Raw genomic sequence first — 24077 nt, forward strand, 5'->3', positions numbered from 1 at the left:
AAAATAGTGTCTAGATAGTGGAGGTTAATACTCGGTTACTGCAGTCTTATTTCAATGACTCTAGGTGAGAGTAGCTCCATAGGGACTTCCTCTTTCTTTTCTTCATCTTCTTTTTCATCAAGAGGAGGATCAATGAACTCCTCATCTTCTACATCACCTTCTTTCTTTACTGGAGGCGCTTCTTTCTTCTCTTCTTCCTTCTTCTTTTCTGGAACTGGCTTAATAGGTAAGTCGACAAAGGCCGTAATACTATACTCTGCTCTTCCATAGAAACCTTTAGAGACTACTTTGTAGAGTTTACCAGCTACAGCTATCTTTAAACCGGCCTGCTCGAGCTCTTTTTTGCGTTTTTCATAATTAGAGCTGTCAACGATGGCCAGTTTATTGACAACAACTTCTTTGAAGTCTTTCTCAGATTTAAATTCTTGAGGCTCAATTTGAAGTTCTTGATCACCATCTCTATGCTTGAAAAATTGCTCTAGTTGGAAATCTGTAATATCTGGAAATAAAATCTTTAGCTGATCCGAAGTTAATTCATTAACAGCAATGATACTAACTTCGTGAACTGTGAGTTTATCTTTGATCAATTCGATCAACTTATCATTCCATCCTAAGAGTAGGTAGAGTTCGTCGATGGATGTTAGTGGGGCATGCTTAGGCGTAATATTTGCGGCCAAGTAATTTGCTTCAATTTCTGCTCTTTCCATATCATTGAAGTTTTTCAAATCATTGACATAGAATTTTAGCTCTTTAACGAGAAGTTCAGGGTTCACATTTCCATAGATAAGATCAAAGTCTGGGTTATTCTCTTTCTCATCTTCTAGTGCTTGGGTCAGAGTCTCTACTAATTTCTTTTCAATAAAGACATCTGGCTTAACGTCCTTCTCATCTTCCTCGTCTTCATCAAAATTTCTTCTCTCTTCATCTTGATTATTAGTTTTAGTTATACGCAGAATATTTGGATTAAGAAAACCTGAAACGGAATTTATAGTTACACCCATTCTCCCTTTTATAAGATTATTCTTTTCAAATTCTTCGAGGGCCGATCGCTGTTGAATATCTGACTTCGCAGGAATCGGAATAGGATAGATAAATTCCATCGTTACGACAGACTCAATGACTGAAGGTTGAATGAGTTCTTTTAATTGTTTATTCTTTTCAATTAAATTTCGTCCCTCTTGATAGAGCTTTAGCTTTGCAAGTGCAAAATTAAGCCCTGCCTCTGCATTTAGTCTTGCCTGTAGTTTATCTTGCTGATTATAAACTTTTAACTTATTTACCTTAGACTCAAAAGTGAAGTCAGCAAGTAAGAAGGCCATAATAGCAATAACTGACATAACCATCATAATCGCCATTCCAGATTCATTGCGAAGGATATTCTTTTTCATAGATCCTCCTCCTGACTTTCTACTGGTGCTCCTGGAGTATTAGGTGAGCCAGGCTTTTGATCGCCCTTTCTTGCATTTTCTTTTTCTTTCTCATCTTTTTCTGTATCAAAATAAGGGTAGAGTGGCCTATAGGTTCTATCAATCTCAACTTCATTATTGTCTGAATTTATCCAAACAAGTTTAATTCTAATAAGTCTAGGTGTATCTTTGTCAGTAGTTAACTGATCTAATTTATCTACGAACTTCTCTGTCTTTGGGTTCCAAAATAGAAATTGAAAAGACTTGATATCCTTTAAGAGGGGATACTCCTTAACGTTCTTCCAATCAAATTCTTTATTGTAAATATTCTCAGTTTCTATTGCTCTCGTGAGTTCATATTCTGCACCTTCTCTTCTCTCATCAGCATCTTCACTAGAGCTTCTTAAGGCATACTTCACCCACGCATAACGAGATTGTTTTGAATCTTCCAAAACTCTTCTATTTGATGTTGTCATAAAGATAAGATCAGTCTTAGTTTCATTTTGAATAATTGGAATAACATCTGCTGATGTGCTTATGGCCGGAAATCTTTCTGAAGCCTCATATGAGTCAAGAGGATTGGCCGCTTTCTCTTGCTCATCACTTCCTAAGCTTCTAGGGGCAAAGCCATTATCATTCTTCTTTTGGTACTTAGCGCTGTAGTAAAGAGGAGAGTAGAGTTGTGAGAAGTCTTGCTCCATCCTATCTAGCGCAGTAACAAGCTGGAGTGCATCTCTATCTTCAGAAATTATTTTATCTTTTGATTCCGTACTATTGTTAACAATGGTGTACATCGTTGCCATAAGAATGGAGAGGATAGTAATAGCTATCAGAACTTCTATAAGGGTGAAGCCACTCTGGTCTTTATAAATGTGAGTACTATTAATTCTTTTCTTTTTCACATTTGCTCAAACATTACTTGGGCCTGATGATTGTAGAGCCAAGTACTTACAGAGTAAGACCTTTCACTTGTCTCATTCTTTACTGTTACTTCAACTTGCCAAATAATTTTCTCTAAATTCTTTTTAACATTCTCAAATATTTTCGATTCATTTGGATCTTGTGCTTCTTCATCTGCACCAGTTATCTTATTTAAATCTGGAATTAAAAATTTCTTATATTCAATAGAGTAGGTGAAGTTATCATTCTCTTCAAACTTTCCTGTCTCTTTTGTTAGAGTAATTGATTCTTTTAGTTCTGGAGGGGTAACGATAAGCTCATTAACCTTTAGTTCAGCATATCTCTTTAGCTCAAGCTCCTCTCTCATAACAGTACTGTCACTAATATTAAAGCCCTGGGCGGTAAGGTAGGCCGATGCGAAAACCGCAAAAATTGCTAGGGAAATCATTACTTCAACTAGAGTAAATCCATCATTTGTTAATTTATACTTTAGTTTTTCTGCCATTCTTGAAAAATTCTCTCGGCCAATTCAATTTGGGCCTCAGTAATATCAGTGGAGTCTGAAGTCTCTACGCTGAAATATTCTCTTTCAATATCCATCGTAAATGGAGAGATTTTTAAAGCAGCTAATTCATCGTCCGAAGCTATTATTATTATAGCAGAATCTTTTTCTCCAGTGGGATAAATATAGAGGGAGTTGTCCCCGTCTAAGAGCATGGCCTGAGTTAGATTAGTAGCAAGACCAATCACTCTAATACCAAGTGGAAATTCTCTATCTCCATCTTGAAACTCTCTAACTCTAGAGAACTTTTTATTGAGTTGATCTTGAGTCTTCTTCTCGGCTTCTTCTTCCGACTTACTTTGTGAAACACTCTTTGAGACTGGAGGTAAAACGAAGTTACCACTTGGACCAAACTCAACCGACCAAGTTTGAGGGTCTTCATCAAATTTGAAGCGAACTCTTAACATGGAGTTTTTAAGAGCGGCCTCGTCTACTGAGAATCGAACAGCTCTTTCTACATCATTGAGGGCTTCGTCTAAATTTCTTCTGGTTGAAAAACTAGTGCCGGAGACGACAGTGAGGACGATTGTCACAAGTAATAGGGCGACTAGCATCTCAATGAGAGTAAAGCCTTTATTATTACCTGTGACAATATCTTTCATCTATTAAAGATTATTTCTTTTTATTAAGGTAAATATCGGCGTCAGTACCTTCTCCACCTTCAAGTCTATCTGGTCCATAACTCCAAATATTGAAGTCTCTTCCATCAGACTCATAGAAGTATTCTTCATCCCAAGGATCTCTAGGGATCTCGTCAGCGTCCATAAATCCTTCTGGTGGATAATTTCTACACTCTTTACCACCTGATGGTTTATTTAATAGTGCATCAAGACCTTGGTCAGTTAGTGGGTAAGTTCCACACTTTCTTCTATAGTCTTGAAGAATTGACTTAAAACTCTTCATTTGAATATTGGCAGCTTTAATTTGTCCCTCTGTTAGTTGAGAGAAGATTTGACCAGCAACAAAAGTACCAGCAATACCAAGTAAAGTTAGTGCGATTAAGATTTCGATTAGTGAAAAACCTGCAGATTGTCTAAGCAGTTTCATCATGCTCTTTCTTTTCATTATATCTCCTTATGATTTTTTATTTAATGGAGCGAATTCAGTTGCATCATTGGCACTACTACTGAGAAAATAATAAATGCCACGGCAATACCCATCCCAACCAACATTATAGGCTCTAAGACAGAGGTTAGTCCATTAAGTTTTGATTCTACTTGGTCTTCGTAATTTTCTGATATGATCTTTAGCATATCTTCTAATTCACCAGATTTTTCCCCTAGTGTCATCATATGGGTAACCATAGTTGGAAAAAGTCCAGATCTAGCGAGTGGCGCTGCTAGAGAAGCACCTTCTGATACATTGATCTTCGCCTCTTCAACAGCTTGTTGCATATGAACATTTTCGATTAGATTTTTAACAATTTTAAGTGAAGCAATAATTGGTACGCCTGAGTTGAGTAGGGTCGCAAGAGTTGAACAAAAACGACTCACGTTAATCATTGTAACAAGCTCACCTATGATAGGCATACGAAGTAGTAGACTATCCCACTTGGCCTTTCCTTTTTTGGTGGCGATATACTTTTTAAAAGAAGTAAAGCCAAAGAAGAGCGCCAATAGAACGGCCCACCAGTAACTTTTTAAGAAGGCAGAAATCCAAATACAAATTTCTGTTTGTAGTGGAAGTTCTTTTTTCATTGTGTCAAAGATTCTTGTAATTTTTGGAATAACAAAGATGAAGATAATCCCCATCATTCCCGCACCTACGAAGGCCATAATCATAGGGTAAGTCATGGCCCCTTTTATTTTATTTTTTAACTTTACTTGTGCTTCCGTAAAGTCAGCAAGCCTTAGGAGAACAACTTGTAATGTACCAGAGGTTTCTCCCGCATCAACCATATTTACATAAACATTGTCGAAGACTTTGGGATAATCACTAAGAGCATTCGCAAGCGAAGAACCTTCATTAATTTTCTGCTTGATCTCTGCGAGAATAGATTTGAATTTTTGGTTATCTGTTTGATCAACTAGGGCATTGAAAGCTTCAACAATTTGAATTTTTGCTTTAATGAGGGTAGCGAGCTGCCTTGTCATTAATGAGAGCTCTTGAATGGAGACAGTTGGACCAAAGTTAAAACTACTAGAGCCTGAAGATTTATTCTGGGCCTTTTGCTCAGAGATTTCAATGAGCATAATTCCCATAGATCTAACTTTGGCCTTAGCCGAATTTAGACTATCAGAATCAATTGTCTTTTTAATTTCCTTGCCTGTCTTATCAAGACCTTTATAGCTATATATCGCCATTTAAAAATACCTTATTCATCTTCTTGTTGTTGATGATCTTCTTCATTAATTGCTCTAACCATTTCATCAACTGATGTTACACCAGAGAAAACTTTAGAAAGAGCATCTCCTCTAAGAGTGACCATCCCACTTTTTACAGCAGCTTTCTTTATTGTTCCTGAGTCAGCTTTCTTTAGAACAAGGGGACGAATAATATCGTCTATAAGTAATAACTCTGAAACGACAGTCATTCCACTGAAACCATCGTAGTTACATTTTGGACAACCTTTATGTGTGAAGATGGTCGCATCATTTGGAACAGATGATACTCGCATCATCTCCATATCAAATGGTGTCACTTGATGAGGAACCTTACAGTGGTTACATAATTTTCTAATAAGCCTTTGTGCCAATACCCCAGCAAGGGAAGAGGCGATAAGGAAGGGTTGTACTCCCATATCAATTAATCGACCGGGAGCTGAGAAAGAGTCATTGGTGTGAATTGTTGAAAGAACAAAGTGACCAGTTAGTGACGCTTGAATCGCCATCTCAGCAGTTTCCTTATCCCTTGTTTCACCAACCATAATGACGTCAGGGTTTTGTCTTAGAATAGATCTAAGAGCAATAGCAAATGAAAGGTCAATCTTACTATTAACTTGGATTTGCGAAATTCCAGGAACTTCGTATTCCACTGGATCTTCAACAGTAATAATCATTTTATCTGGAGTATTAATCTCATCAAGCATTGCAAAGAGAGTAGTCGTCTTACCATGTCCAGTAGGTCCGGAGACGTATACAACACCGTGCTTTCTTGATCCAAGCTCTTTTAAGTCACTAAGTACTTTTCCGTGAAAACCAAGATTCTCTAATTTTAGAATCGTATTATTCTTTTCTAGAATCCTCATAACAATTCTCTCTCCGTTTTGGATAGGAACTGTTGAGAGACGTATATCGATATCTTTTCCGGCCATTTTAATAGGAATACGACCGTCTTGTGGAAGTCTTTTTTCTGCAATATCTAGCTTTGCCATAACTTTAATACGAGAACTTACTGCAGAGTGAGTTTTAATAGGCTGCCTAAGAATTTCTTTCATCACTCGATTTATTCTAAAGCGATAGACAGTCTCTTTCTCATAAGGCTCGATGTGAATATCCGATGCCCCTTCTTTCACGGCACGGAAGATAATAGAGTTTACAAACCTAATAACTGGAGCTTCATCTGCTCCTGCATCTAGAATATCAATAGGTCCATCTAGGTCTAGTGCTTCCTCAAACTCATCTTCTAGAGAGTCGACAATATTACGATTTGCTTTTTCATAAACTCTATTTATCGCCTCAGATACTTTCATCGGGTGAGCGACAATGAGTTTGATTTCTTTTTTGAACAACTCTCTAAGATCGTTGATCGCATTGAAGTTAAATGGATCAGTTAAAACAACTGATACGGTAAAGTCTGTTTCTAATATAGGTAGAATCTCATGCGACTTAGCGTAGTTAATAGGGATATTCAGCGTTAGGTTAGGGTCTATTTCATCTACATTTATATCAGTAATAAATGGTATATTCACTTGATGACAGATAACTTTTATAATGTCATGTGGATGGATATAATTCTTCTTAAGGAGTATCTCTCCAATAAGCATTCCAGATTCTTCTTGAATACTTAGTGCTTCACCTAATTGTTCTTCCGTTAGTGAAGTATGTTGCAAAAGGAGTTGACCAATCATCTCCTTCTGCCCTTCAACTTTTTCTAACATGTGTTCTGAAATTTTCAAAACAACCCCTTATTTCTTTGTCGCCGAAGCTTTAGACTTAACTTTCTGAATAATTACATTATAGTTTGGAATATTTTCTCCAAGTAGAGGGTCTTCCTCTTTCTTGTTTCCAATTCCTTGTTCTTCATTTTCTCTCTTGTACTCATCAGCTTCTTCTTGATCGTAAAGAGGACCTTGCTCTTGCTTCTTTGCCTTCTCGTAAAGACCTTTTGCTGTCGTCGCAAATGGATCTTTCTCTCCAAGAGCATTCTTTAAGTGAGTACTTCTTCTATTGAGTTGATCTTGTACATTAACGGCATTAGCTGTCTTGTAAACATCGATAATTTTTGGAGTAAGGAAAAAGAGTAGGTTGAGTTTTTCAACACTCTTTCTCGTATTCTTAAATAACCAACCGAGAACTGGAATATCTCCTAAGAGAGGAACTTTTGAAGTTACATCTGTTTCCTTATCTCTCATTAAACCACCCATTGCAATTGTGTCTCTATCTCTAACTACAACTGAAGTTACGGCACTTCTCGTAGTTGTTGCGACACCATCACTTTGCACACCTGATGGTAGTGATCTACTTGAAAAGTCATCTATCTTTTGATCAATTTTCAATTTGATAAATCTTGTAACTTTATTTACTTGTGGAGTAATTTTTAGTGTCATAGCAACTTTTTGTTGCTTAATTGAAACCGAAGAAGAACCATTGGCAGCATTTGTTCTCTCTGGAGTAGGAATACTTTCACCAACTTCAAATACAGCTTCTTCATTATCAAGGGCCATAATTTGAGGAGTGGCGAGAACGTTTGTTCCAGCATTGGAAGCAATCGCAGTGATGAGACCTGATACAGACTTAATCTTCACTTCTTGACCACTTACTGTTTGAGTTACTGAGCTACCAGTACCACCACCAACAAATAAGCCACCAAGAGCAGTAATATTATTAGACATTACATTGAAGAGGTCAGTTCCATTTCCAACAAAACCGGCCTTATCTGTAGCACCAGAACCATAAGCACCAATAATATTGATACCGAATCCTTTATCTTTTGTTACTGATGTCTCCATGATCATACCTTCAACAAAGACTTGATCTCTTGGTCTATCTAGCTTCTTAATAACTTCCTTAATTGTAAGGTAATCAGTAGGTGAAGCTGTAACAACAATTGCGTTATTTTCTTTGTCGGCTGTGATCTTTACTTCTGCGTTGAAAAGAGAAGTAGAGTCATCATTAGATGCAACTCTTGATAGTCTTGATCTTGTTGATGTCTTTGGCTGAGCAGACGTTACAAGAGAAGAAAGTGTTTTAGCTAGAGTTTCACTTGTTCCATGATTTAAATAATAGACATGAATTTGACCCGAGCTTGAATTTACAAGCTTCACATCAAGTTTCTTAATAAGAGCGTTAAGTTGTTTTGCTCCCTCTGCATTTGTCATGGCAATGATAGAGTTTGTTCTAGGCTCTGCAATTAACTTAATTTCAGAAATTAAACTTGTATTAGCTGTAGTCGATCTTACTTTAGTAGACTTAGTTCCCTTAAAAATCTTATCTAATAATTTAGCAATCTCTTGAGCGGAAGAGTTCTTAACTGGAATAATCTGTAGTGACTCTTCGTGACCTGGAACATCTAGAAACTTAATAAGACGAGCAAGTCTATTAATATTAGAACCCGTATCCTGAACGATAATAGTATTCGTTTGTTTGATTTCAATAATTCTACCGTATCTAGACATATAAGGTCTAAATGATCTTGTTACCTCTGTAGAGTTAATATTCTTAAGAGGTAAGATTCTCATTACGTAATTATCAGTATTAGGAGTAAAGTTACCAGTATAGATTTTTGTTGGCGTATATCTGATATCTCTTGCGTTGACGATTTTGTAAAATGATCCACTTTTAACGAGAGTGTAACCATTAATATTTAAAGCTGTAAGATAGGCTCTCCACGCATCTCCAACTGTAATGGCCGTTGGGGCCATGATAGAAACTTTACCTTTTAGATCTTTGTCGAGAATGAGGTTAATTCCCGTAAGCTTTTGCATATGCTTAGTAAGGTCGGTGAGGGATGTATTTGGAAAATCAAAACTAGTGATAACCTCTGGTCCAAAAGCAGTTTCAGGATTTAAGTTAACATACTTCTTATCCTTACTTGCATCAATAGCAGATGTATCAGCATTTCTTCCAAAGAAGTCAGCTGAATTGCTATTATTATTCTTTATTAAACTTGCAGCAGATTTCTCTGTGGCCTTGTACTTTGTTTTAGCACGATACTTTGAATCGTTAAACTGCGCAGTTGCATCACTAAAAAGTAGGGGAGCCATTAAGGCCACTAGTGATGAATTAATAATTAATTTCTTGTTTTTCATAAATTCCGATCCCTGGAGTTTTATTCAAAGTTATATTCTAAGTTCTGTGTAGATCCGTCTCTTCTTACTGAAAGTTCAAATCTATCAATATCTTTTATCTTTCCAAATAAATTCATTATCTCGTTTAGGTTACTAAACTTCTTTCCATTAATAGCTGTAATGGTATCGCCTTCTTGAATATTCAATTTACTATAAATAGATCCCGGCACAATTTCAGTCATTTTGAAAGCGAGTGTTCCGTCAGGGTTCTTAATTTGAATTGCTCGGGCCTGTGTTAGTACTTCACTTATATTACCAAGCATTTCATCTCTAACTTTCTTTTGAATTTTAAATGTATTTCCAACGTTCTGAATACGAGAGTCTTTATACTTATTTAAGAGATTCTTTCCTTTTGATGCGCTTACGACATTGATAGGATTCTTAACTCTTGGCTCTTTACTCTGGCTTTCAACATATTCACAATCACCAGTTTTAAGATTCTTAAAGACAACGCGTAGACGATCAATTTTTCCAATCTCTGCGTCGTTATTAATTTTCTCACCCTCTCTAATATCGAGAATTTGGTTCTTTCCTCTTACTTGTACTGAGGCAATAGACTTCACAGAGTCTTGTAAAACAATTGTGTTCACAAGCTTAATACCTAATTGGCTTTTTCTATCTGCACTCTTACATACTAGATTCTCATCTACTTTAGGTTTTTCTATTGGTTTAACACCATCTAGAGAAGGGTCCTTAGTATTAAAAAGATTTGATTTCTCTATTTTTAAAACAGCAACTCTTGCTCTAGGAGTGTAGATTCCTGTCGCTGCTCTAGGCTTCTTTGTTTGTGTTTCTAACTTAGATGAAATACCTGTCGCAATTATCTTTCCACCAAAGTAAGAACAACCAAGAATCATACACGTTAAGAATGTACGGTGAATATCTTGTCTTGAGTCTGGTGAAAAAGTTTTTTCTACAAATCCATTCCAAGTTAAGTTAGAGAGGTTAAACTTCTCTTGAACTTTCATGAGAGCAGGAGTGCTAGAGGCTACGCTTTCAAATTCTTCTTCATCACTATTGTGAGAGCGTCTTAATGAGAATGATTCTCTAGATGGAACTTTGTCTTTAACATTTGCGAGGAAGGCCATGAATCTCTGTGAAACACTAGGTTTAGGATCTTCATAGAATTCGTCTTCATAGTCATCATCAAAATGTTCAAGCTCTTCATCTTCCTGATCTCTTGCAGGATTGAATTCCTGTAGGGGAGCATCTAGATCCTCAAGCTCTTCTTTTTCTTCATCTGAAATTTTAAATTCTTGTGCAACAAAGACTTCTTCGTCTTCTTCATCATCTTCGCTGTCTTCCTCTTCTTCAACGGCGGGACGACTATTGAGCATATCTTCAATATCATCGTCTTCTTGCTCTTCGCTAAAAGAAACTTGCTCACAAGAGGCTTCGTCTATTTGAGGAGGGAGATCACTCTCTTCTAAATCTTGGTCTTCTTCATCCTTGAGGGCCTGCATTTCTAACGCCTCAGGATCTACAGCAATATCACCAGTAGACTCTTCAAAGTCATCATCAATATATTCTTCTTCATCTACTTCTTCGTAGATGTCCTCTTCAAATTCATCCTCATCTTGCTTCGAGAATTTACTTTTGATCTTCGAGAAAATTCCATTTTTCTTTTTAGTCATTAAAGATCCAGCTTTTCTGTAAAGTATTAAAAAATACGTATAATTAGCATTCTCTAATATTTTAAGGTGTTAGACTATATGCTTCAAGTAACTTCTTAAGGTTTTTTTTGCCTATTTGTTGAGCGTCTTTGTCGGGTATGTTCTTGTTGTCACAAACATATATAAGGATGTAAAATTCTCTTAAATTATAACTTATGCATAAAAAGGAATTTAGAATGAGCGAGAGTAAGGACGCTAAGTACAATGTTGACCAAGAAGGACAAGAATTCGATTCTGTCGTTGGCAGCTTATTTTTTGGTGAGATCAATGAAGACGTAATTTTTCCTTTTCCACACTTTAGTGAAGACCAAGTGGAAATGGCCAAAGAAATGTGCTCGGCCGTTTCTAAATATGGTGAAGACGCAATTGACGGTGAAAAATTTGATGAAGAGGCCAAGATACCTGACGAAGTTATTAGGGGATTAGCAGAGCTTGGGCTTTGTGGTTTGGCCGTTCCAGAAGAATATGGTGGAATGCAGCTAGACTACTCATTATATTCAAGAGTTTTTGCTGAAGTCGCATCAATGGATGGATCAACTGCTACAATGCTTGGTGCACACCAATCAATTGGTTATAGAGCTCTTTTAAATGAGGGAACTCCTGAACAAAAAGAAAAATGGCTTCCATCACTAGCTTCTGGTGAAAAATTAGCATCATTTTGTTTAACTGAGCCAGGTTCTGGTTCTGATGCATACTCTATAAAGACTAAGGCCATTAAAAATGATGATGGCTCATTCACAATCACAGGTCAAAAGCTTTGGATTACTAATGCTGGAACTGCTGAGTTCTATACTGTTTTCTGTAAAACTGATCATGAGAAAGACGGAAAGATGGTAGAGAAAATTTCTTGCTTCATTATAGAGAAGGGCATGGAAGGTGTTAGCTTCGGTGAAAAAGAAAATAAAATGGGTATCCGTGCTTCTGAAACGAGAGCTGTGTACTTTGATAAAGTAAAAGTTCCTGCTGAGAATGTTCTTGGTGAGTTAGGAAAGGGCTTTAAGATTGCGATGAATGTCTTAAACTCAGGAAGACTTTCACTTGGTGCAGGTTGTGTCGGTGGTATGAAGACTATCCTAAAGATGGCAACAGAGCACGCGAAAGGAAGAAAGCAATTTGGTGCACCTATTAGTGACTTTGGTCTTATTCAGCAAAAGTTAGCTTTCATGGCCGCTCGTTGTTATGCCACTGAAAGTATTGTTTATATGACTACGGGGAATATGATCAAGGGAATGAATGACTACTTCCTTGAGACTGCAATTTGTAAAGTTTATGGGTCTGAATCTTTATGGACAGTGGTAGATACTGGTCTTCAGATTGCGGCCGGTAATGGATATATGAAAGAGTATCCTTACGAGAGAATTATGAGAGACTCAAGGATTAACCTGATCTTTGAAGGAACAAATGAAATTCTAAGATGTTTCCTTGCTCTTTCTGGTATGAAGGGACCTTCTGACTCACTTAAGGAACTTGGTAAGGTGTCGGATGTTTCATCTGCTCTAAAAGATCCTATTAAATCTCTAGGTGTTCTCTCTGATTTTGCAAAGAAGAGAATTTCAAAGATGATTGCCTCTAGGGCCTTAACAAAAGCGCACCCTGAGCTTGAAGAGTATGCTAACTACTTCTCTTCAATGATGGCATCATTTGCTATTCAAGTTGAAAATACTTTAATTAAGCACGGTAAGAAAATTATTGGAAACGAATATCCTCAAGGAAGACTTTCTAATATGGCAACAGAGCTCTATGTTATGTTGTGTGTAATCTCTCGTACAACATCAATTCTTGAAAAAGATGATGTTCCTCAAGATAAGAAAGATTATGTTCTAGGTCTTACTAAGATTGTAATTAAAGAGTCGAGACAGAACTTTGTCGCTAACTTAAAAGAGATGACTAATAATTATGACAAGCTTACAGCAGAAGTATCGCAAGCAGTATGTAATTATGATGGTTATGGATTAGATATAATTAATTATTAATTATTATGATTAGAACTCTACTCTTTACTTCAATTTTTGTTTTCTCTGGTTGTTCTACTTTAAAGAAGATACCGAAACTTTTTAAAAAAGATAAGGAACAACCAAAGAGAGAAGTCGTTAAGATACCTCACGGCCCTTCATTAGAAGGGACGGGGACGTACTTTAAAGATATAACAAAAGAAGTTGGTTTAGAGGGAGAGATTGCTACTCATATATATGCTGTAGATTTTGATGGTGATGGTTACACTGATATTGTCACGCTTCCATTCTTTTATTCAAGGCCAAAATTCTTTAGCTATATTCCAGAGACAAAGAAGTATGTAGAGCTTAAGTACAATCCATTTGGTAAGGTTGTGCGTGCCAGTTATCTTACTTTCTTTGATGTTGATAAAGATGGACTCCTTGACCTATTGGCGGGAACACTCAACCAAAAGTCAGCACTTCCAAAAGAACCACTTAAAATTTTTAAAGCGAGTAGAGTTAAAGGACAAATTCACTATAAGCAGGTCTTGGCCACTAATATAAAAGATGCTAGGCCTACATCATCAGTTTCAATTCTTGATTTTAATCTCGACGGTTATATTGATCTCTTTGAAGCAAATTGGCTGGATTACTCTAAGGGCTCTTCTCCCAAAGCTTCTCCTGATAGACTCTATATGGGGAAGAAGAATTTTGATTATCAAGAGGTGAGCTACCTTCTAGAAGATGAAGCTCGCTTTTCGAAGGCCAATAATGCCTTTGTAAATGCAATGCCTTCTTTTTCATCTAGTACTTGTGACTTAGATCAAAATGGATTCCCTGATATCCTAACAAGCTCTTCTGGTGGGCATCCAAATAAGATGTGGATGAATCTCTATGACATTCAACACAAAGAGAGAATTTTTAAAGATCATGCTAATGGTTCAGGTTATGAGCATGACGGTTTTGGAATGCTTAATCCAAGAGGTGGAGGAAATTCTCTCTATAGCCTTTGCACTGACTATAATAATGATGGTGTAATGGATATTCTCGTTGGGGAAGTATCTCACTCCTTTGATTCTGAAAATAGGGATAAGTCCTCTTTTCTAACTGGAAGCACTAGAGAGTTTCCACCAAAGTTTTTAAGGTCTGAATACGTTCAAGATAATGGAAGAAGAGTTTGGTCTCAAAGTGATAAGAGATCAGTCTTTGGTGACTTTAATAATGATGGCCTTATTGACATTCTTGTTGAGAACACAGGCTATCCTCCGTACACGCGACTCATTTACTTTATTCAAGAGCCCGATCATGGTTTTGAAAACGTGGCCAAGGATGCAAAGATCGATATTCTCAATCCTTCAGGAGTAGTCACTCTTGATATAGATAGAGATGGAAGAATGGACTTTATTACAGGTCAAAGCAATGTGAGAAAGGCAGATCTTCCTCGAAGAATTTACGTTTATAAGAATATTATTCCAAGAGAGGGAAGGCAGTCGCTACGAATTTTCTTAGATGGGATAAAATCAAATATCCACGGTTGGGGAGCTATGGTTGAAGTGGAGACAGATCATTTCACTCAAAAGCGATGGGCAGAGTTCATCACTGGGCCTCAACCTTCTCAAAGTGAGTATGGTCTTCACTTTGGACTAGACCTAAAGAACTCTTTAAAGAATATTACTGTGACTTGGCCAATACTAGAAAAGAGACAGATTCCACTGCGTGTTGATTATCAATATAAGATACCTAAGGGAAGAGAGCACTCGGAGATCACTCTATGTGAAGACGGTAGAGTTCTAGAGGGTCGCGCTAGCTGTCGTAACTAAGTTATTGATTATTTATGTAAATATATCTAGTTGGAGCTATTTTGCTCTAATTTCAGTATCAAATTGTCCTTAAATTCCTATATGACACCTAGCAAAAGCCATATTCCTTAGCTAATTCTTGGCATGGATATTGGATAGTAGGGGTTAAAGAAATTGCTAGGAAGGCGATTTCGAGAAAAGAGATCAGGAAGAACTCTTTAAAAATACTAAATACCAGGATGGAATTAATTAGGAAAATAGGAGCATATTATGGAAAGTAAAACTCTAGAACACTTCAAAAAACTTTTTATCGAAATTAAGAGAAATAGTGCTCTTGAAAATTTAGGTAGAAATGAAGAGCAAGATCTGGCGCTAAAGTCAGGTGATGAGATTGATCAAACGAATCGAGAAAGAGATGAGAGATTAATCCTTAAGTTGCAAGGTCGACAGAGATTTTACTTAAAGAAAGTTGATGCTGCTCTTGATAGAATTGAAAATGGCACTTTTGGAGAGTGTACAGAATGTGGAGATGATATTTCAGAATCTAGACTTCTGGCAAGACCAACTGCTGATCTTTGTATCTGCTGTAAAGAGGAACAAGAAAGAGGCGAGGGTCACGTACTATATGAAAATAAGAGTCACACTCTTGGTAAGCAAATTCTTAGCGATAAAATAAATCCTAGTCTGGTAAATACAAATCCGGGCGATGATAATATCGTTCAGTTTCACTCTAAAAGTGATTTAAATAATATTAATACTCAAACTTTTGCTAGGTAATAGCAGAGATATTTCACCCCCTATTTTCTCAAAAGGGCCCAGGTAATACTTGGGCCTTTTTAATTACTTTACGTAATATCTACTTCCTTTAAATGTCCTTGGACAATACGGAAGTGAGAGGTGAAGGTGGTGTTGATGATTGTGATCTTCATGTCCGATGGAGCCCTTAGGTTCATTTCCTGGACAATTACTCTTATAAGAAACAATTTGTTCGTGCCAACACTTTCTAAATTGTTCAAAGAATTCTTTACTTGGTGATTTCTTTTGATCAGATACTTTAAGTCTTACAACTTTATCGCCTTGTTTAAAGGCAATAGTTCTTATGTCGATCGCTCTATTCACAGAGTGATAACTTCTATTTGAATGCCTTGTATCCCCAGAAATTCCTGCGTGAGAGAATTTAATGGCCTCTACTTCTGCGTCTCCACTTTGACCAAAACCTTTGGCCGCAACTTGAACACATTTTCCAAAACTCTTATCAAAGAAGCCAAAGAATTCTTTCGACATCTTTCTACGCTTACAGGTAGAGCTTTGGGCACCATCATCATAATTTGATTCGATACCTTGGCACTCATCCCAAAGAATTTGTGGCTCACCTTTAATAGAGCCAGCATTATCATCTGCCATTGTGAGAGGGAAGCCATTCATTGCCTCGTCACTTCCACCAACATTTGAAAAGTCATAGACATCTGAACAATTACTTGATTGAACATCTGCCCTTGTAAAGAATGTTTGAGATGTTGGACCAGACATAAATGAGTTTAAACTACTAGAGAAGTCTGCATCGCCATAGTAGAGTTGTTGAGATAGATCTTCGTGAGCATTTCTAGGCTTGTAGTCCCTAGACATTGGGACGTAGGGATTTGATTGATAATCCTTACAACCTGCAATTAATAATGTCACTAATATTACTATCTTTCTCACTAATCACCTTATCGACACAATTATGGAAAATATTTAGCTTTTCACTCGGATTTGAATTCATTCTAATGGTTGGAGAGAATTTTTCTTAATAGAATCCCTTTTCTTAGCAATAGAAATTTATTTTTTTATAAAATCTATTTTAAAAACAGTAGCTTGGATGAGTAGGGGATTTCTTGATAAGTTGAGGGATTTTGCACAATATCCGTGTCTTTTAGTTGGCACTTGGGCAATAAACGCAGTAATTCTCTCAAAATTAAACTAGTGTTAGAATAGAGGAAGATTTTAATACGAAAATATTGGGAGTGATATGAAGAAGTTAATCAGCCTACTACTAATTGGAATGAGCTTTAATACGATGGCCTCTGATCAGGAGATGAATTTAGAAGTCACTATTGCAGGTGGACAGCTTTCAATGATTGAAACTTATGAGGGGGAACCTGTGAGTAGAAGAAGAAGATTAGTTGTGACTCACTCGTGTAATGGTAATAAGAGTGAAATCTATAATGATAATCATTGCGACTTTACTAATTTTAAAGTGAGAGATGATGGACTTTCATTCACTGCTGTTTTTTACAATCCTGATACTGGAGAGTGCTCTGGACCAAAGTCGAAAGACTTCAATTTAAAAATCACAAAATGTAATTAATAGAAAGGCCCTCAATTGAGGGCCTTTCTTTTTTAACTTTTTAAAGCGCGAGAGTCGTTAACTCTTGCATGAGGTCTTGAGTTCTTGCAATGAAGAGCTCTTTCTCATCGGCCTTTAATCCCTCACTAGAGATTAATGCTAGGTCTTCAACATGGTGACAGATTTTTTCAACAAGTGCTTCATTTCCACCTTTTTCATGAATTTTAAGTGCATTCTGAATAAGTGGGCTAGAAGGGTTGATAACTAATGTCTTCTTTGTTGGAAACATTGTATTTTGCTGACCCATACTTTGAGCCATTTTTGCGAATCTCTTCATCTGCTCATCTACTTTAAAGTAAGCAGGTGTTGTGGAGCCTGTAATTTTTGAAATCTCTACATCGTTTCCGTCTAGAGAGTTTTCTTCTCCCTCTTTTTTAGGAGCAAGAATATTGCTGAAGAGGTCTTTTATTTTCATATCTTCTTCAGTTGTATTTTCACTTTCAAGGAGATTTCCAATTTCTGAATCAACAGATACAAATTGAAGAGTCTCCTCTCCAATTTTCTTTGTCTCTGTGTGCTGGAAGAAGTGTGGATCAATATGGTCATCACATTCAATCGCAAGTAAACCTTCCGCTAGTAATTGATTCTTTAGAGCTGCATCTGATTTCTCTTTTTCAAAGTAGAGAACCTTTCCTTTCATTTTTTCTTTATACTTCTCAGGAGTAGCTTCTAGGTACTCGCCAAGAGTTAAATACTTCCCATTTGAGGCCTTATAAACAACTCTCTCTCTCATAAGCTCATCAAATTTAGGATCACTTACACAACCGTACTTAATGAAGAGGTGAATATCTTCCCAAATTGTTTCAAATTTCTCTCTATCTTTCTTAAAGAGAACTTTTAAAGCTTCAGCAACTTTCTTAACTACATAGTTAGAAATTTTCTGAACATTTGGATCTCCTTGTAGTGAAGATCTTGAAACGTTAAGTGGGATATCCACAGAGTCAATACTTCCCTTAAGTAGTGATAAGAAATCAGGAATAACATTCTTAACATTGTCAGAGACAAAGACTTGCTTACAGTAGAGTCTGATATTGTGCTCATTCTGAGGCTTCATTGGATTAAACTTAGGGAAGAAGAGTACACCCTCAAGAGTGAATGGGTGATCTACTTTTAAGTGAATCCAAAATAGTGGATCTCCATCCATTGGAAATTGCTTTCTATAGAATTCTTTATAGTCTTCGTCTTTAAGCTCTTTTGGATCTCTCTTCCAAATAGGACGAGTTTCATTGATGATTGTTGGAGTCACAGCAACTGCTGGAGCTTCTTCGTCTACTGTACCATCTTCTTTGAGTGGTTTCTGTGGTGGCTTCATCTCATCGAGAACACCAATTTCATATGGCATATAATCACAGTGGTTTCTAAGTGTTTCAGATAGCTTCCACTCATTTAAAAACTCTGCACTCTCTTCATTAATGTGAAGATAGATTGTAGTACCAATTGTCTCTTTCGTTGAGTCTGTAAAAGTATACTCAGTGTCACCTTCACAGATCCACTTTGTTGCTTTAGCGCCTTCGTTCATAGAGAGAGATTCAATCTCAACTTTATCGGCAACCATGAATGCCGAGTAAAACCCGAGTCCAAACTTACCAATAATATCTTGTCCGTCCTCGGCACCTTCGTCTTTTAATTTCTTAACAAATTCCTCTGCACCAGAGAAGGCCAGTTGAGCAATATACTTTTCAATATCTGCTTCACTCATACCAAGTCCATTATCAGAAATAGTGATAAGCTTGTTGTCTTTGTTTACACTTATATTGATACTTCCCTGTGGAATCTCAACATTGAGGTTTCTAGAAAGAGTGTGTCTCTTAGTTATGGCGTCAGTTGCGTTGGCCACAAGTTCACGAATAAAGATATCGTGCTCAGAGTATAACCACTTCTTAATGATAGGGAAGATGTCGGATGTGTTAACGGAGATATTTCCTTTTCTCTCAGTCATGTCTGCTCCTTAGTATGAGTTCATATATTATATAAATAATTACCCCTTAAATATGGTTGTAAATTCTCCAGCGTCAAGGGCACTTTCTTTACAAAGGTGTACTTTTTGAGCGATATATAGGGAGCTTTCAAATTACTTTTAATTTATATGTATAACTTATTGAAATAATATGGTTTTTCTATGACAGCAGATATTGAAAATGATGTATTAAATATTGCGCAAGATGTAATTGTCCTTACGACAGGAGGCACAATTGAAAAGTCTTATGATGAGTACGATGGATCTTTAGAGAATAAAGACAGCATCATAAAACATATTATTTTACAGAAGTTGAGGATGCCTTATACGAAGCTTCATGTGCATTCGATTCTCGCTAAAGACTCTCTGAATATGACGGACTACGATAGGGCACTTGTGGCAAAGTCTCTCAAGGTTCAATTGGAGAAGGGATGGCCCATCATTGTTTTACACGGAACAGATACTATGGCCAAAACTGCTGAGTATTGTTTTGAAGAGTTAAAAAATATCACGAGTCCAATTGTTTTTACAGGAGCTATGAAGCCTATGGGCTTTGATGATAGCGACGCCAGACAAAATGTAACTGAAGCTCTATTGGCCTCAAAGTTACTTAAGCCTGGAGTATATATTTCTTTTCACAATAGAGTTTTCTCTGTACCTGGAGTTCGAAAGAATAGGGATAAGAAAACTTTTGAGGCCTTTTAATGCTGGCTCAAGTTCTAAAGAGTTCACGAAGCGATTATTTAAAAAAGTGTAGAGAGCATCTCTCTCTTCTTATAGGCCTTCTCTTTTTTTCAATCTTAATAGATTTGTGTAGAGACCTTTTTAATACAAGTGACATGGAGAAATTTCTCTTTGGCCTCTTTGAGGTTATTGGAAGCTGTGTATTCTATGCGCTTATTTTAGGAAGACTCTTGGGTTTGCAGAAATTTAATTTCTTAAACTTCTTTGTCTATCTTCGCGTAAATATTCTTTACTCACTCTTTTACTTATTGGGTGCCTTGGTGCTCATCATTCCCGGACTCTATATTTTAACTTTCTTTTACTTTGCGCCAATCTTAGCGCTCGAGGGAGTGGAGTGCGAGTCCTACTTTTCTAAGAGTAGGGAAATGACTAAGAAGTCTCCTTGGTCGGTCTTGGCCGTTTCTCTGAGCCTCGTTTTTCTCATGATCCTAGATCTCTTACTTCTTGGTTACGTAAAAGAAGCTGCTCTATCAGGTGAACTTGAACTCATAGTGCTGGTGGGCTTCAATGCCCTTATCGTCGCATTTGATCTCTTCTTTTTCCTAGTATCCATTGAGCTTTATAAGAAATTGCGGGCCTAACTGCTCTTTTGCCCACTAAAAAAGTCAATTAATCACGTACTTCTAAATATTCTTTTCTGAATATAAAATCTTCAACTACCCGAAAGTAGTAGCGTGTTGAAATTAAGGGTAAAACTTTGCCTCTCAAGCTCCATAACAGCTTAAAATAAGAGAAAGATTTAAGTGTTAAATACTTACAGTCGATAAGTCAGTGAGAACTCAAGATTAGAGGACAAGTTTCATGGCAGAGACAAAGAGAACGTTAACATTAATCATCCTAAGTGTATTCCTATTCACTTCATGTGTAGGAGAGGGTGGCTCGTCTAGAAAGTCTCGTTTTGCCAATAATAGTACGACAGATATAACAGGTGGAAGCGGTGGAGACACTGGTGGAAACTCTGGTTCAGCACCAGGTAGTGGTGATACTGTTGGAAATGACTCTGGAGTCTCTATTGGATCACAGGTCGAACTCATGCATCTTGTTGATCCCTTCGATGGAACATATAAGAAAAAGTTAACACTTCCAAAGAACTTCACGGGATTACTCTATCTCTCAGGTTTAAATATTTCATCACTTTCAGACCGCTTAGTTTACGCGCGTTTTGTTTTTGGAAAAGAGTATGAGCCTATAACTGTTCCAGCAACAATTGGTAGAGCTCCTGGGATCACGCCACAAACTGATGTGGAAGTTGTGATCTTAGATATGAATAACCATCCATTTGAAGATATTAGACTCTCGTACAATCTCTTTGATTATAATGAGTATGCAGATGAGGGACGTGTAGGTGGACTTACTGATATTGTAAGTGACCCTAGAGATCCAGGTCTTTATTGTCGTGGTCTAAATGCTAAAGATGATAAAACTTTTGAAAGTGGAGTTGGAAATAGTGCGTGTGATACTGCTGGCGAAGTTTGTAAGTATACATACGCAAGAATTGAAGACATCGGTCTCTACTACGATACTGATACAGCGTCTCTTCCTTTCTCTCCAACAGAGCCACACGTAGCACTTTCAAGTAATGACTATCAGTCTGAACCTTTTTCAAATTCAATCAAGAGATGTCTACCAGATACTGTTAATCAAACGATTAATGAGAATGTACTTGGTGTGACTTTTCCAGGTGGTTTTGGCTATGGAGTAAAGGTTGATGTTAACGGCGGTGTTTGTGGTGATGTCGCTGGAGAAGAATGTTACACATACTATGGTCCTTATAGAGATATTGATAGGGCCAGTTGGCAAATCTCTGGAGCGGCGATCTATTCTGATACGGATGCCTCTACAGCACCAACGGGAATTTATAAGAAGTCATTTGGCGTAAATGGATACGAGTCTTTTCTCTTTCCTAGGGCCGGTAAGATGGATCTACAGTCAGGTGTAGAGTACATCGGATCAGAGACTCCATTTGTAGGAACATCATTTGATACTTCTGTTCTCACTGCAAGTGGTGAGTCCGATTACTTATTTGGTTGTAGTATTAGGGCCACAAATTACGATTCCACAACACAAGAGGGGATCAGTTCATGTAATGTCACAGCGAGAGTTGAGCTCTTTAGTAGAGATGTGAATGGACAAGAAGTTATTATTACTCAATCTAATAATATTGTTCTTCAACTTATCAGACCTAGTCTTACAGACTACCGTGGTCAAGAAGTTCTCTACACTTCAATGAAGACTTGTTCTTCAAGTCAAACTTGTGGTGGAAGTGAATGTTGTTTTAATAATAGATGTTGGTCTAAAGAATTAGTGAGCCAGTGTTTGGAAGATGTACCTGTTGTAGGTAATAAGGGCGTTGGTGAGAGTTGTCAGTCTGATTATGAATGTTCAAGTATTTGTTGTAATCAAACAACAGGTAGCTGTGCTGTTCATTTAAATACTGATGATCAACAAGTATTTTGCTCTAAGTCTCCTGGACAGAGTTGTGTCGCTAAGGAGTGGTGTAGACAAGAGAATGTACCTAATTGCTTTATTGTTAAGACAGGTGCAGACAATACTGGTCAACCTACATGTGCACTTAGATGTTATAATGTTCCAACTTTTGGAGACTGTACAAATGGTTTATGTACACCTCCAGAGATTCCACCTGTGCCAGTTTTTGATCCTGAAAACCCGGATTGCTCTGACGCAATAGATCCTCCAACATTCAATTAGAAAATCTGTGGATTATCTTATAGAATGTCACAATGATGAATTTTATTGTGACATTTGTGATGCTAGCGCATGCTCAAACTCCATTATTTAATAATGCTGAACTGAAGGAGCTTGAGTATTTAAAGTCATCTGAATTTCTCATGAAACAACGAAAGAAAGATTTACAAGAATATTCACATACGCAAATTCGATCTATTTTGAAGTTAATAGGTGCGAGAGAGCAAAAGATTTTAGATCAGAAAATTAATGCAGAATTTTGGGAGTCATTTGATCAAGTTACAGATGATCAGATAAGAGTCAAAATAATGCTAGATTTAATTTTAAAAGATCTCTACGAAAAAGAGGGAGAGTAGAATGATAGGGAAAGATTGTGTTTTAGACCACGTAGCTATTGCAGTAAAAGACTTAGATAAGTCTCAGAGGATCTGGGAAGATATGGGATTAAGCTTCTCGACTAAAAGAGAGGTAGTTGAGTCTCAAGGTGTGACAACGGCCTTTGCCCAAATGGATGAAAATGCTCACCTTGAATTACTATGCCCTTACGGCGAAAATGGACCTATCCATAAATTTTTAGAGAAAAAGGGTGAGGGAATCCATCACTTATGTTTCAAAGTAAAAGATGTGGTCGCAAAGTGTGATGAGCTAAGAGAAAAGGGATACACACTTTTAAATGAACAACCGATCAATGGTGCAAATAACTGTCTCGTAAATTTCATTCACCCAAAATCAACGGGTGGTGTATTAGTTGAGGTCTCTCAGAAAAAGGCATAACAATGAATCAAACACAGATCCAAATTCCGACACTCACAAAAGTAAATAAGATTATTCTCATTGTTATGGGAGTGCTCTTTCTTTTATCGAGTATCTTAAAGGCAACATCGGGTGCTGGGCTTGTGGCCTATCTCGGACTCTCTCCGGCCATGTTCTTCTCTGGTCATATTTATGAGATCGTAACTTATCCGTTTATAGCGAGTGGAATTTTTGATGTTCTCTTCAATGGTCTTCTACTTTGGTTTATCGGAAGCGAGTTGGAGTCCCAATGGGGAGTAAAGAGGTATATTGCATTTCTAGTGACCTCTACAATTGGAGCAGGCTTAGTTTACTTACTGGTTGCGACAGTATTTCTATCTGATACAGGTTTATTTGGGTATCCGCTCTATGGGATGCACGGAGCTGGCTCTGCACTTTGTTTGGCCTATGCTGTTCTCTATCCAGATAGAATCTTTACCTTTATGCTTATCTTTCCAATGAGGGCCAAGTACTTTTGTATGATCTTAGTGGGAATGCTTCTCTTTAATGGTTTCTTCACTCCTGGAAAAGTTCTAGCTTGGGGACACCTCGGGGCCATGGCCTTTGGATATGGCTGGATGCACTTGATTTCCTCGCCTAAGTGGAAGGGAATTATGCAAAGGGCCGAAAAACAGCGTACAGCGAGACCAAAAAGCAAGGCCAAGCTGAGAATTGTAAAAGATGAGGATGAAAAGCCACCAAAATACTGGCAATAATCTTTACGGATTGAGTTAAAAAGTGTTAGATTGCTCTTTAATTCGCATTCATTA

21 protein-coding genes are annotated in these 24077 nt (G+C 37.2%); 10 read left to right on the forward strand and 11 right to left on the reverse strand.

The window, feature by feature from the left end:
* Positions 1–35: 35 nt before the first annotated feature.
* The 9 genes from BMS_RS06060 to BMS_RS06100 are packed head-to-tail and all read right to left on the reverse strand — an operon-like array spanning position 36 to position 10950.
* Positions 36–1388 (reverse strand): hypothetical protein, encoded by a 1353-nt coding sequence (locus BMS_RS06060; protein ID WP_014243921.1) that lies wholly within the window; start codon positions 1386–1388, stop codon positions 36–38.
* Entirely contained in the window at positions 1385–2308 is a 924-nt protein-coding gene (locus BMS_RS06065) for a PulJ/GspJ family protein (RefSeq protein ID WP_014243922.1), read from the reverse strand. The genes BMS_RS06060 and BMS_RS06065 overlap by 4 nt, the downstream gene beginning before the upstream one ends.
* Complete coding sequence (locus BMS_RS06070) at positions 2305–2811, reverse strand: PulJ/GspJ family protein (RefSeq protein ID WP_014243923.1); 507 nt, start codon at positions 2809–2811, stop codon at positions 2305–2307. Before BMS_RS06070 ends, BMS_RS06065 begins: the two co-directional genes overlap by 4 nt.
* Complete coding sequence (locus BMS_RS06075; RefSeq protein ID WP_014243924.1) at positions 2796–3470, reverse strand: pilus assembly FimT family protein; 675 nt, start codon at positions 3468–3470, stop codon at positions 2796–2798. The genes BMS_RS06070 and BMS_RS06075 overlap by 16 nt, the downstream gene beginning before the upstream one ends.
* 10 nt (positions 3471–3480) lie before the next feature.
* A complete protein-coding gene (gene gspG, locus BMS_RS06080; RefSeq protein WP_014243925.1) occupies positions 3481–3933 on the reverse strand; it encodes a type II secretion system major pseudopilin GspG in 453 nt (150 codons plus the stop codon).
* A gap of 23 nt (positions 3934–3956) precedes the next feature.
* Complete coding sequence (gene gspF / locus BMS_RS06085) at positions 3957–5171, reverse strand: type II secretion system inner membrane protein GspF (RefSeq protein ID WP_014243926.1); 1215 nt, start codon at positions 5169–5171, stop codon at positions 3957–3959.
* A gap of 11 nt (positions 5172–5182) precedes the next feature.
* Positions 5183–6925, reverse strand: coding sequence for a type II secretion system ATPase GspE (gene gspE, locus BMS_RS06090; RefSeq protein WP_014243927.1), 1743 nt, complete (start codon positions 6923–6925; stop codon positions 5183–5185).
* Positions 6926–6934: 9 nt separating this feature from the next.
* Positions 6935–9277, reverse strand: a complete 2343-nt coding sequence (gene gspD, locus BMS_RS06095) for a type II secretion system secretin GspD (protein WP_044557345.1) — start codon at positions 9275–9277, stop codon at positions 6935–6937.
* Between the two features lie 20 nt (positions 9278–9297).
* Positions 9298–10950, reverse strand: a complete 1653-nt coding sequence (locus tag BMS_RS06100) for a general secretion pathway protein GspC (RefSeq protein ID WP_014243929.1) — start codon at positions 10948–10950, stop codon at positions 9298–9300.
* Positions 10951–11165: 215 nt separating this feature from the next.
* Here BMS_RS06100 and BMS_RS06105 point away from each other — a divergent pair, with 215 nt between their 5' ends.
* The 3 genes from BMS_RS06105 to BMS_RS06115 all read left to right on the forward strand — a co-directional run bounded on the left by BMS_RS06105 (position 11166) and on the right by BMS_RS06115 (position 15499).
* Positions 11166–12962: an acyl-CoA dehydrogenase family protein gene (locus BMS_RS06105; protein ID WP_044557346.1), complete on the forward strand. Its 1797-nt coding sequence runs from the start codon at positions 11166–11168 to the stop codon at positions 12960–12962.
* 5 nt (positions 12963–12967) lie between these two features.
* On the forward strand, positions 12968–14743 hold the full coding sequence (locus tag BMS_RS06110; protein ID WP_014243931.1) for a CRTAC1 family protein: 1776 nt from the start codon (positions 12968–12970) through the stop codon (positions 14741–14743).
* A 249-nt stretch (positions 14744–14992) separates the two neighbouring features.
* The gene (locus BMS_RS06115; RefSeq protein ID WP_014243932.1) at positions 14993–15499 is read left to right on the forward strand and encodes a TraR/DksA family transcriptional regulator; all 507 of its coding nucleotides are present in this window, start codon (positions 14993–14995) and stop codon (positions 15497–15499) included.
* A gap of 63 nt (positions 15500–15562) precedes the next feature.
* Here BMS_RS06115 and BMS_RS06120 read toward each other — a convergent pair whose 3' ends face one another.
* On the reverse strand, positions 15563–16402 hold the full coding sequence (locus BMS_RS06120; RefSeq protein ID WP_162137844.1) for a hypothetical protein: 840 nt from the start codon (positions 16400–16402) through the stop codon (positions 15563–15565).
* A gap of 328 nt (positions 16403–16730) precedes the next feature.
* On the opposite strand from BMS_RS06120, the gene BMS_RS06125 reads away from it, so the two are divergent.
* The gene (locus BMS_RS06125; protein WP_014243934.1) at positions 16731–17069 is read left to right on the forward strand and encodes a hypothetical protein; all 339 of its coding nucleotides are present in this window, start codon (positions 16731–16733) and stop codon (positions 17067–17069) included.
* A 40-nt stretch (positions 17070–17109) separates the two neighbouring features.
* On the opposite strand, the gene htpG is transcribed toward BMS_RS06125, so the two are convergent.
* On the reverse strand, positions 17110–19047 hold the full coding sequence (gene htpG, locus BMS_RS06130) for a molecular chaperone HtpG (RefSeq protein WP_014243935.1): 1938 nt from the start codon (positions 19045–19047) through the stop codon (positions 17110–17112).
* 180 nt (positions 19048–19227) lie between these two features.
* Between htpG and BMS_RS06135 the strand changes: the two genes are divergently transcribed.
* From BMS_RS06135 to BMS_RS06160, 6 genes are all read left to right on the forward strand, one after another.
* Positions 19228–19770 (forward strand): asparaginase domain-containing protein, encoded by a 543-nt coding sequence (locus tag BMS_RS06135; RefSeq protein WP_014243936.1) that lies wholly within the window; start codon positions 19228–19230, stop codon positions 19768–19770.
* Positions 19770–20390 (forward strand): hypothetical protein, encoded by a 621-nt coding sequence (locus BMS_RS06140; RefSeq protein WP_014243937.1) that lies wholly within the window; start codon positions 19770–19772, stop codon positions 20388–20390. The genes BMS_RS06135 and BMS_RS06140 overlap by 1 nt, the downstream gene beginning before the upstream one ends.
* A 220-nt stretch (positions 20391–20610) precedes the next feature.
* Positions 20611–22518, forward strand: a complete 1908-nt coding sequence (locus BMS_RS06145; protein WP_014243938.1) for a hypothetical protein — start codon at positions 20611–20613, stop codon at positions 22516–22518.
* A gap of 32 nt (positions 22519–22550) precedes the next feature.
* Positions 22551–22871 (forward strand): hypothetical protein, encoded by a 321-nt coding sequence (locus tag BMS_RS06150; protein WP_014243939.1) that lies wholly within the window; start codon positions 22551–22553, stop codon positions 22869–22871.
* Between the two features lies 1 nt (position 22872).
* On the forward strand, positions 22873–23289 hold the full coding sequence (mce, locus tag BMS_RS06155) for a methylmalonyl-CoA epimerase (protein ID WP_014243940.1): 417 nt from the start codon (positions 22873–22875) through the stop codon (positions 23287–23289).
* 2 nt (positions 23290–23291) lie between these two features.
* Entirely contained in the window at positions 23292–24023 is a 732-nt protein-coding gene (locus tag BMS_RS06160; protein WP_014243941.1) for a rhomboid family intramembrane serine protease, read from the forward strand.
* Positions 24024–24077: the final 54 nt, after the last annotated feature.

The sequence above is a fragment of the Halobacteriovorax marinus SJ genome, assembly GCF_000210915.2.
Lineage (GTDB): Bacteria > Bdellovibrionota > Bacteriovoracia > Bacteriovoracales > Bacteriovoracaceae > Halobacteriovorax > Halobacteriovorax marinus.

Excerpts from the sequence above, each read along its gene's own strand:
- BMS_RS06060 (WP_014243921.1), bottom strand. The coding sequence starts at position 1,388 with ATGAAAAAGAATATCCTTCGCAATGAATCTGGAATGGCGATTATGATG.
- BMS_RS06070 (WP_014243923.1), bottom strand. The coding sequence starts at position 2,811 with ATGGCAGAAAAACTAAAGTATAAATTAACAAATGATGGATTTACTCTA.
- BMS_RS06075 (WP_014243924.1), bottom strand. The coding sequence starts at position 3,470 with ATGAAAGATATTGTCACAGGTAATAATAAAGGCTTTACTCTCATTGAG.
- gspG (WP_014243925.1), bottom strand. The coding sequence starts at position 3,933 with ATGAAAAGAAAGAGCATGATGAAACTGCTTAGACAATCTGCAGGTTTT.
- gspF (WP_014243926.1), bottom strand. The coding sequence starts at position 5,171 with ATGGCGATATATAGCTATAAAGGTCTTGATAAGACAGGCAAGGAAATT.
- gspD (WP_044557345.1), bottom strand. The coding sequence starts at position 9,277 with ATGAAAAACAAGAAATTAATTATTAATTCATCACTAGTGGCCTTAATG.
- BMS_RS06100 (WP_014243929.1), bottom strand. The coding sequence starts at position 10,950 with ATGACTAAAAAGAAAAATGGAATTTTCTCGAAGATCAAAAGTAAATTC.
- BMS_RS06105 (WP_044557346.1), top strand. The coding sequence starts at position 11,166 with ATGAGCGAGAGTAAGGACGCTAAGTACAATGTTGACCAAGAAGGACAA.
- BMS_RS06110 (WP_014243931.1), top strand. The coding sequence starts at position 12,968 with ATGATTAGAACTCTACTCTTTACTTCAATTTTTGTTTTCTCTGGTTGT.
- BMS_RS06115 (WP_014243932.1), top strand. The coding sequence starts at position 14,993 with ATGGAAAGTAAAACTCTAGAACACTTCAAAAAACTTTTTATCGAAATT.
- BMS_RS06125 (WP_014243934.1), top strand. The coding sequence starts at position 16,731 with ATGAAGAAGTTAATCAGCCTACTACTAATTGGAATGAGCTTTAATACG.
- htpG (WP_014243935.1), bottom strand. The coding sequence starts at position 19,047 with ATGACTGAGAGAAAAGGAAATATCTCCGTTAACACATCCGACATCTTC.
- BMS_RS06135 (WP_014243936.1), top strand. The coding sequence starts at position 19,228 with ATGACAGCAGATATTGAAAATGATGTATTAAATATTGCGCAAGATGTA.
- BMS_RS06140 (WP_014243937.1), top strand. The coding sequence starts at position 19,770 with ATGCTGGCTCAAGTTCTAAAGAGTTCACGAAGCGATTATTTAAAAAAG.
- BMS_RS06145 (WP_014243938.1), top strand. The coding sequence starts at position 20,611 with ATGGCAGAGACAAAGAGAACGTTAACATTAATCATCCTAAGTGTATTC.
- BMS_RS06150 (WP_014243939.1), top strand. The coding sequence starts at position 22,551 with ATGATGAATTTTATTGTGACATTTGTGATGCTAGCGCATGCTCAAACT.
- mce (WP_014243940.1), top strand. The coding sequence starts at position 22,873 with ATGATAGGGAAAGATTGTGTTTTAGACCACGTAGCTATTGCAGTAAAA.
- BMS_RS06160 (WP_014243941.1), top strand. The coding sequence starts at position 23,292 with ATGAATCAAACACAGATCCAAATTCCGACACTCACAAAAGTAAATAAG.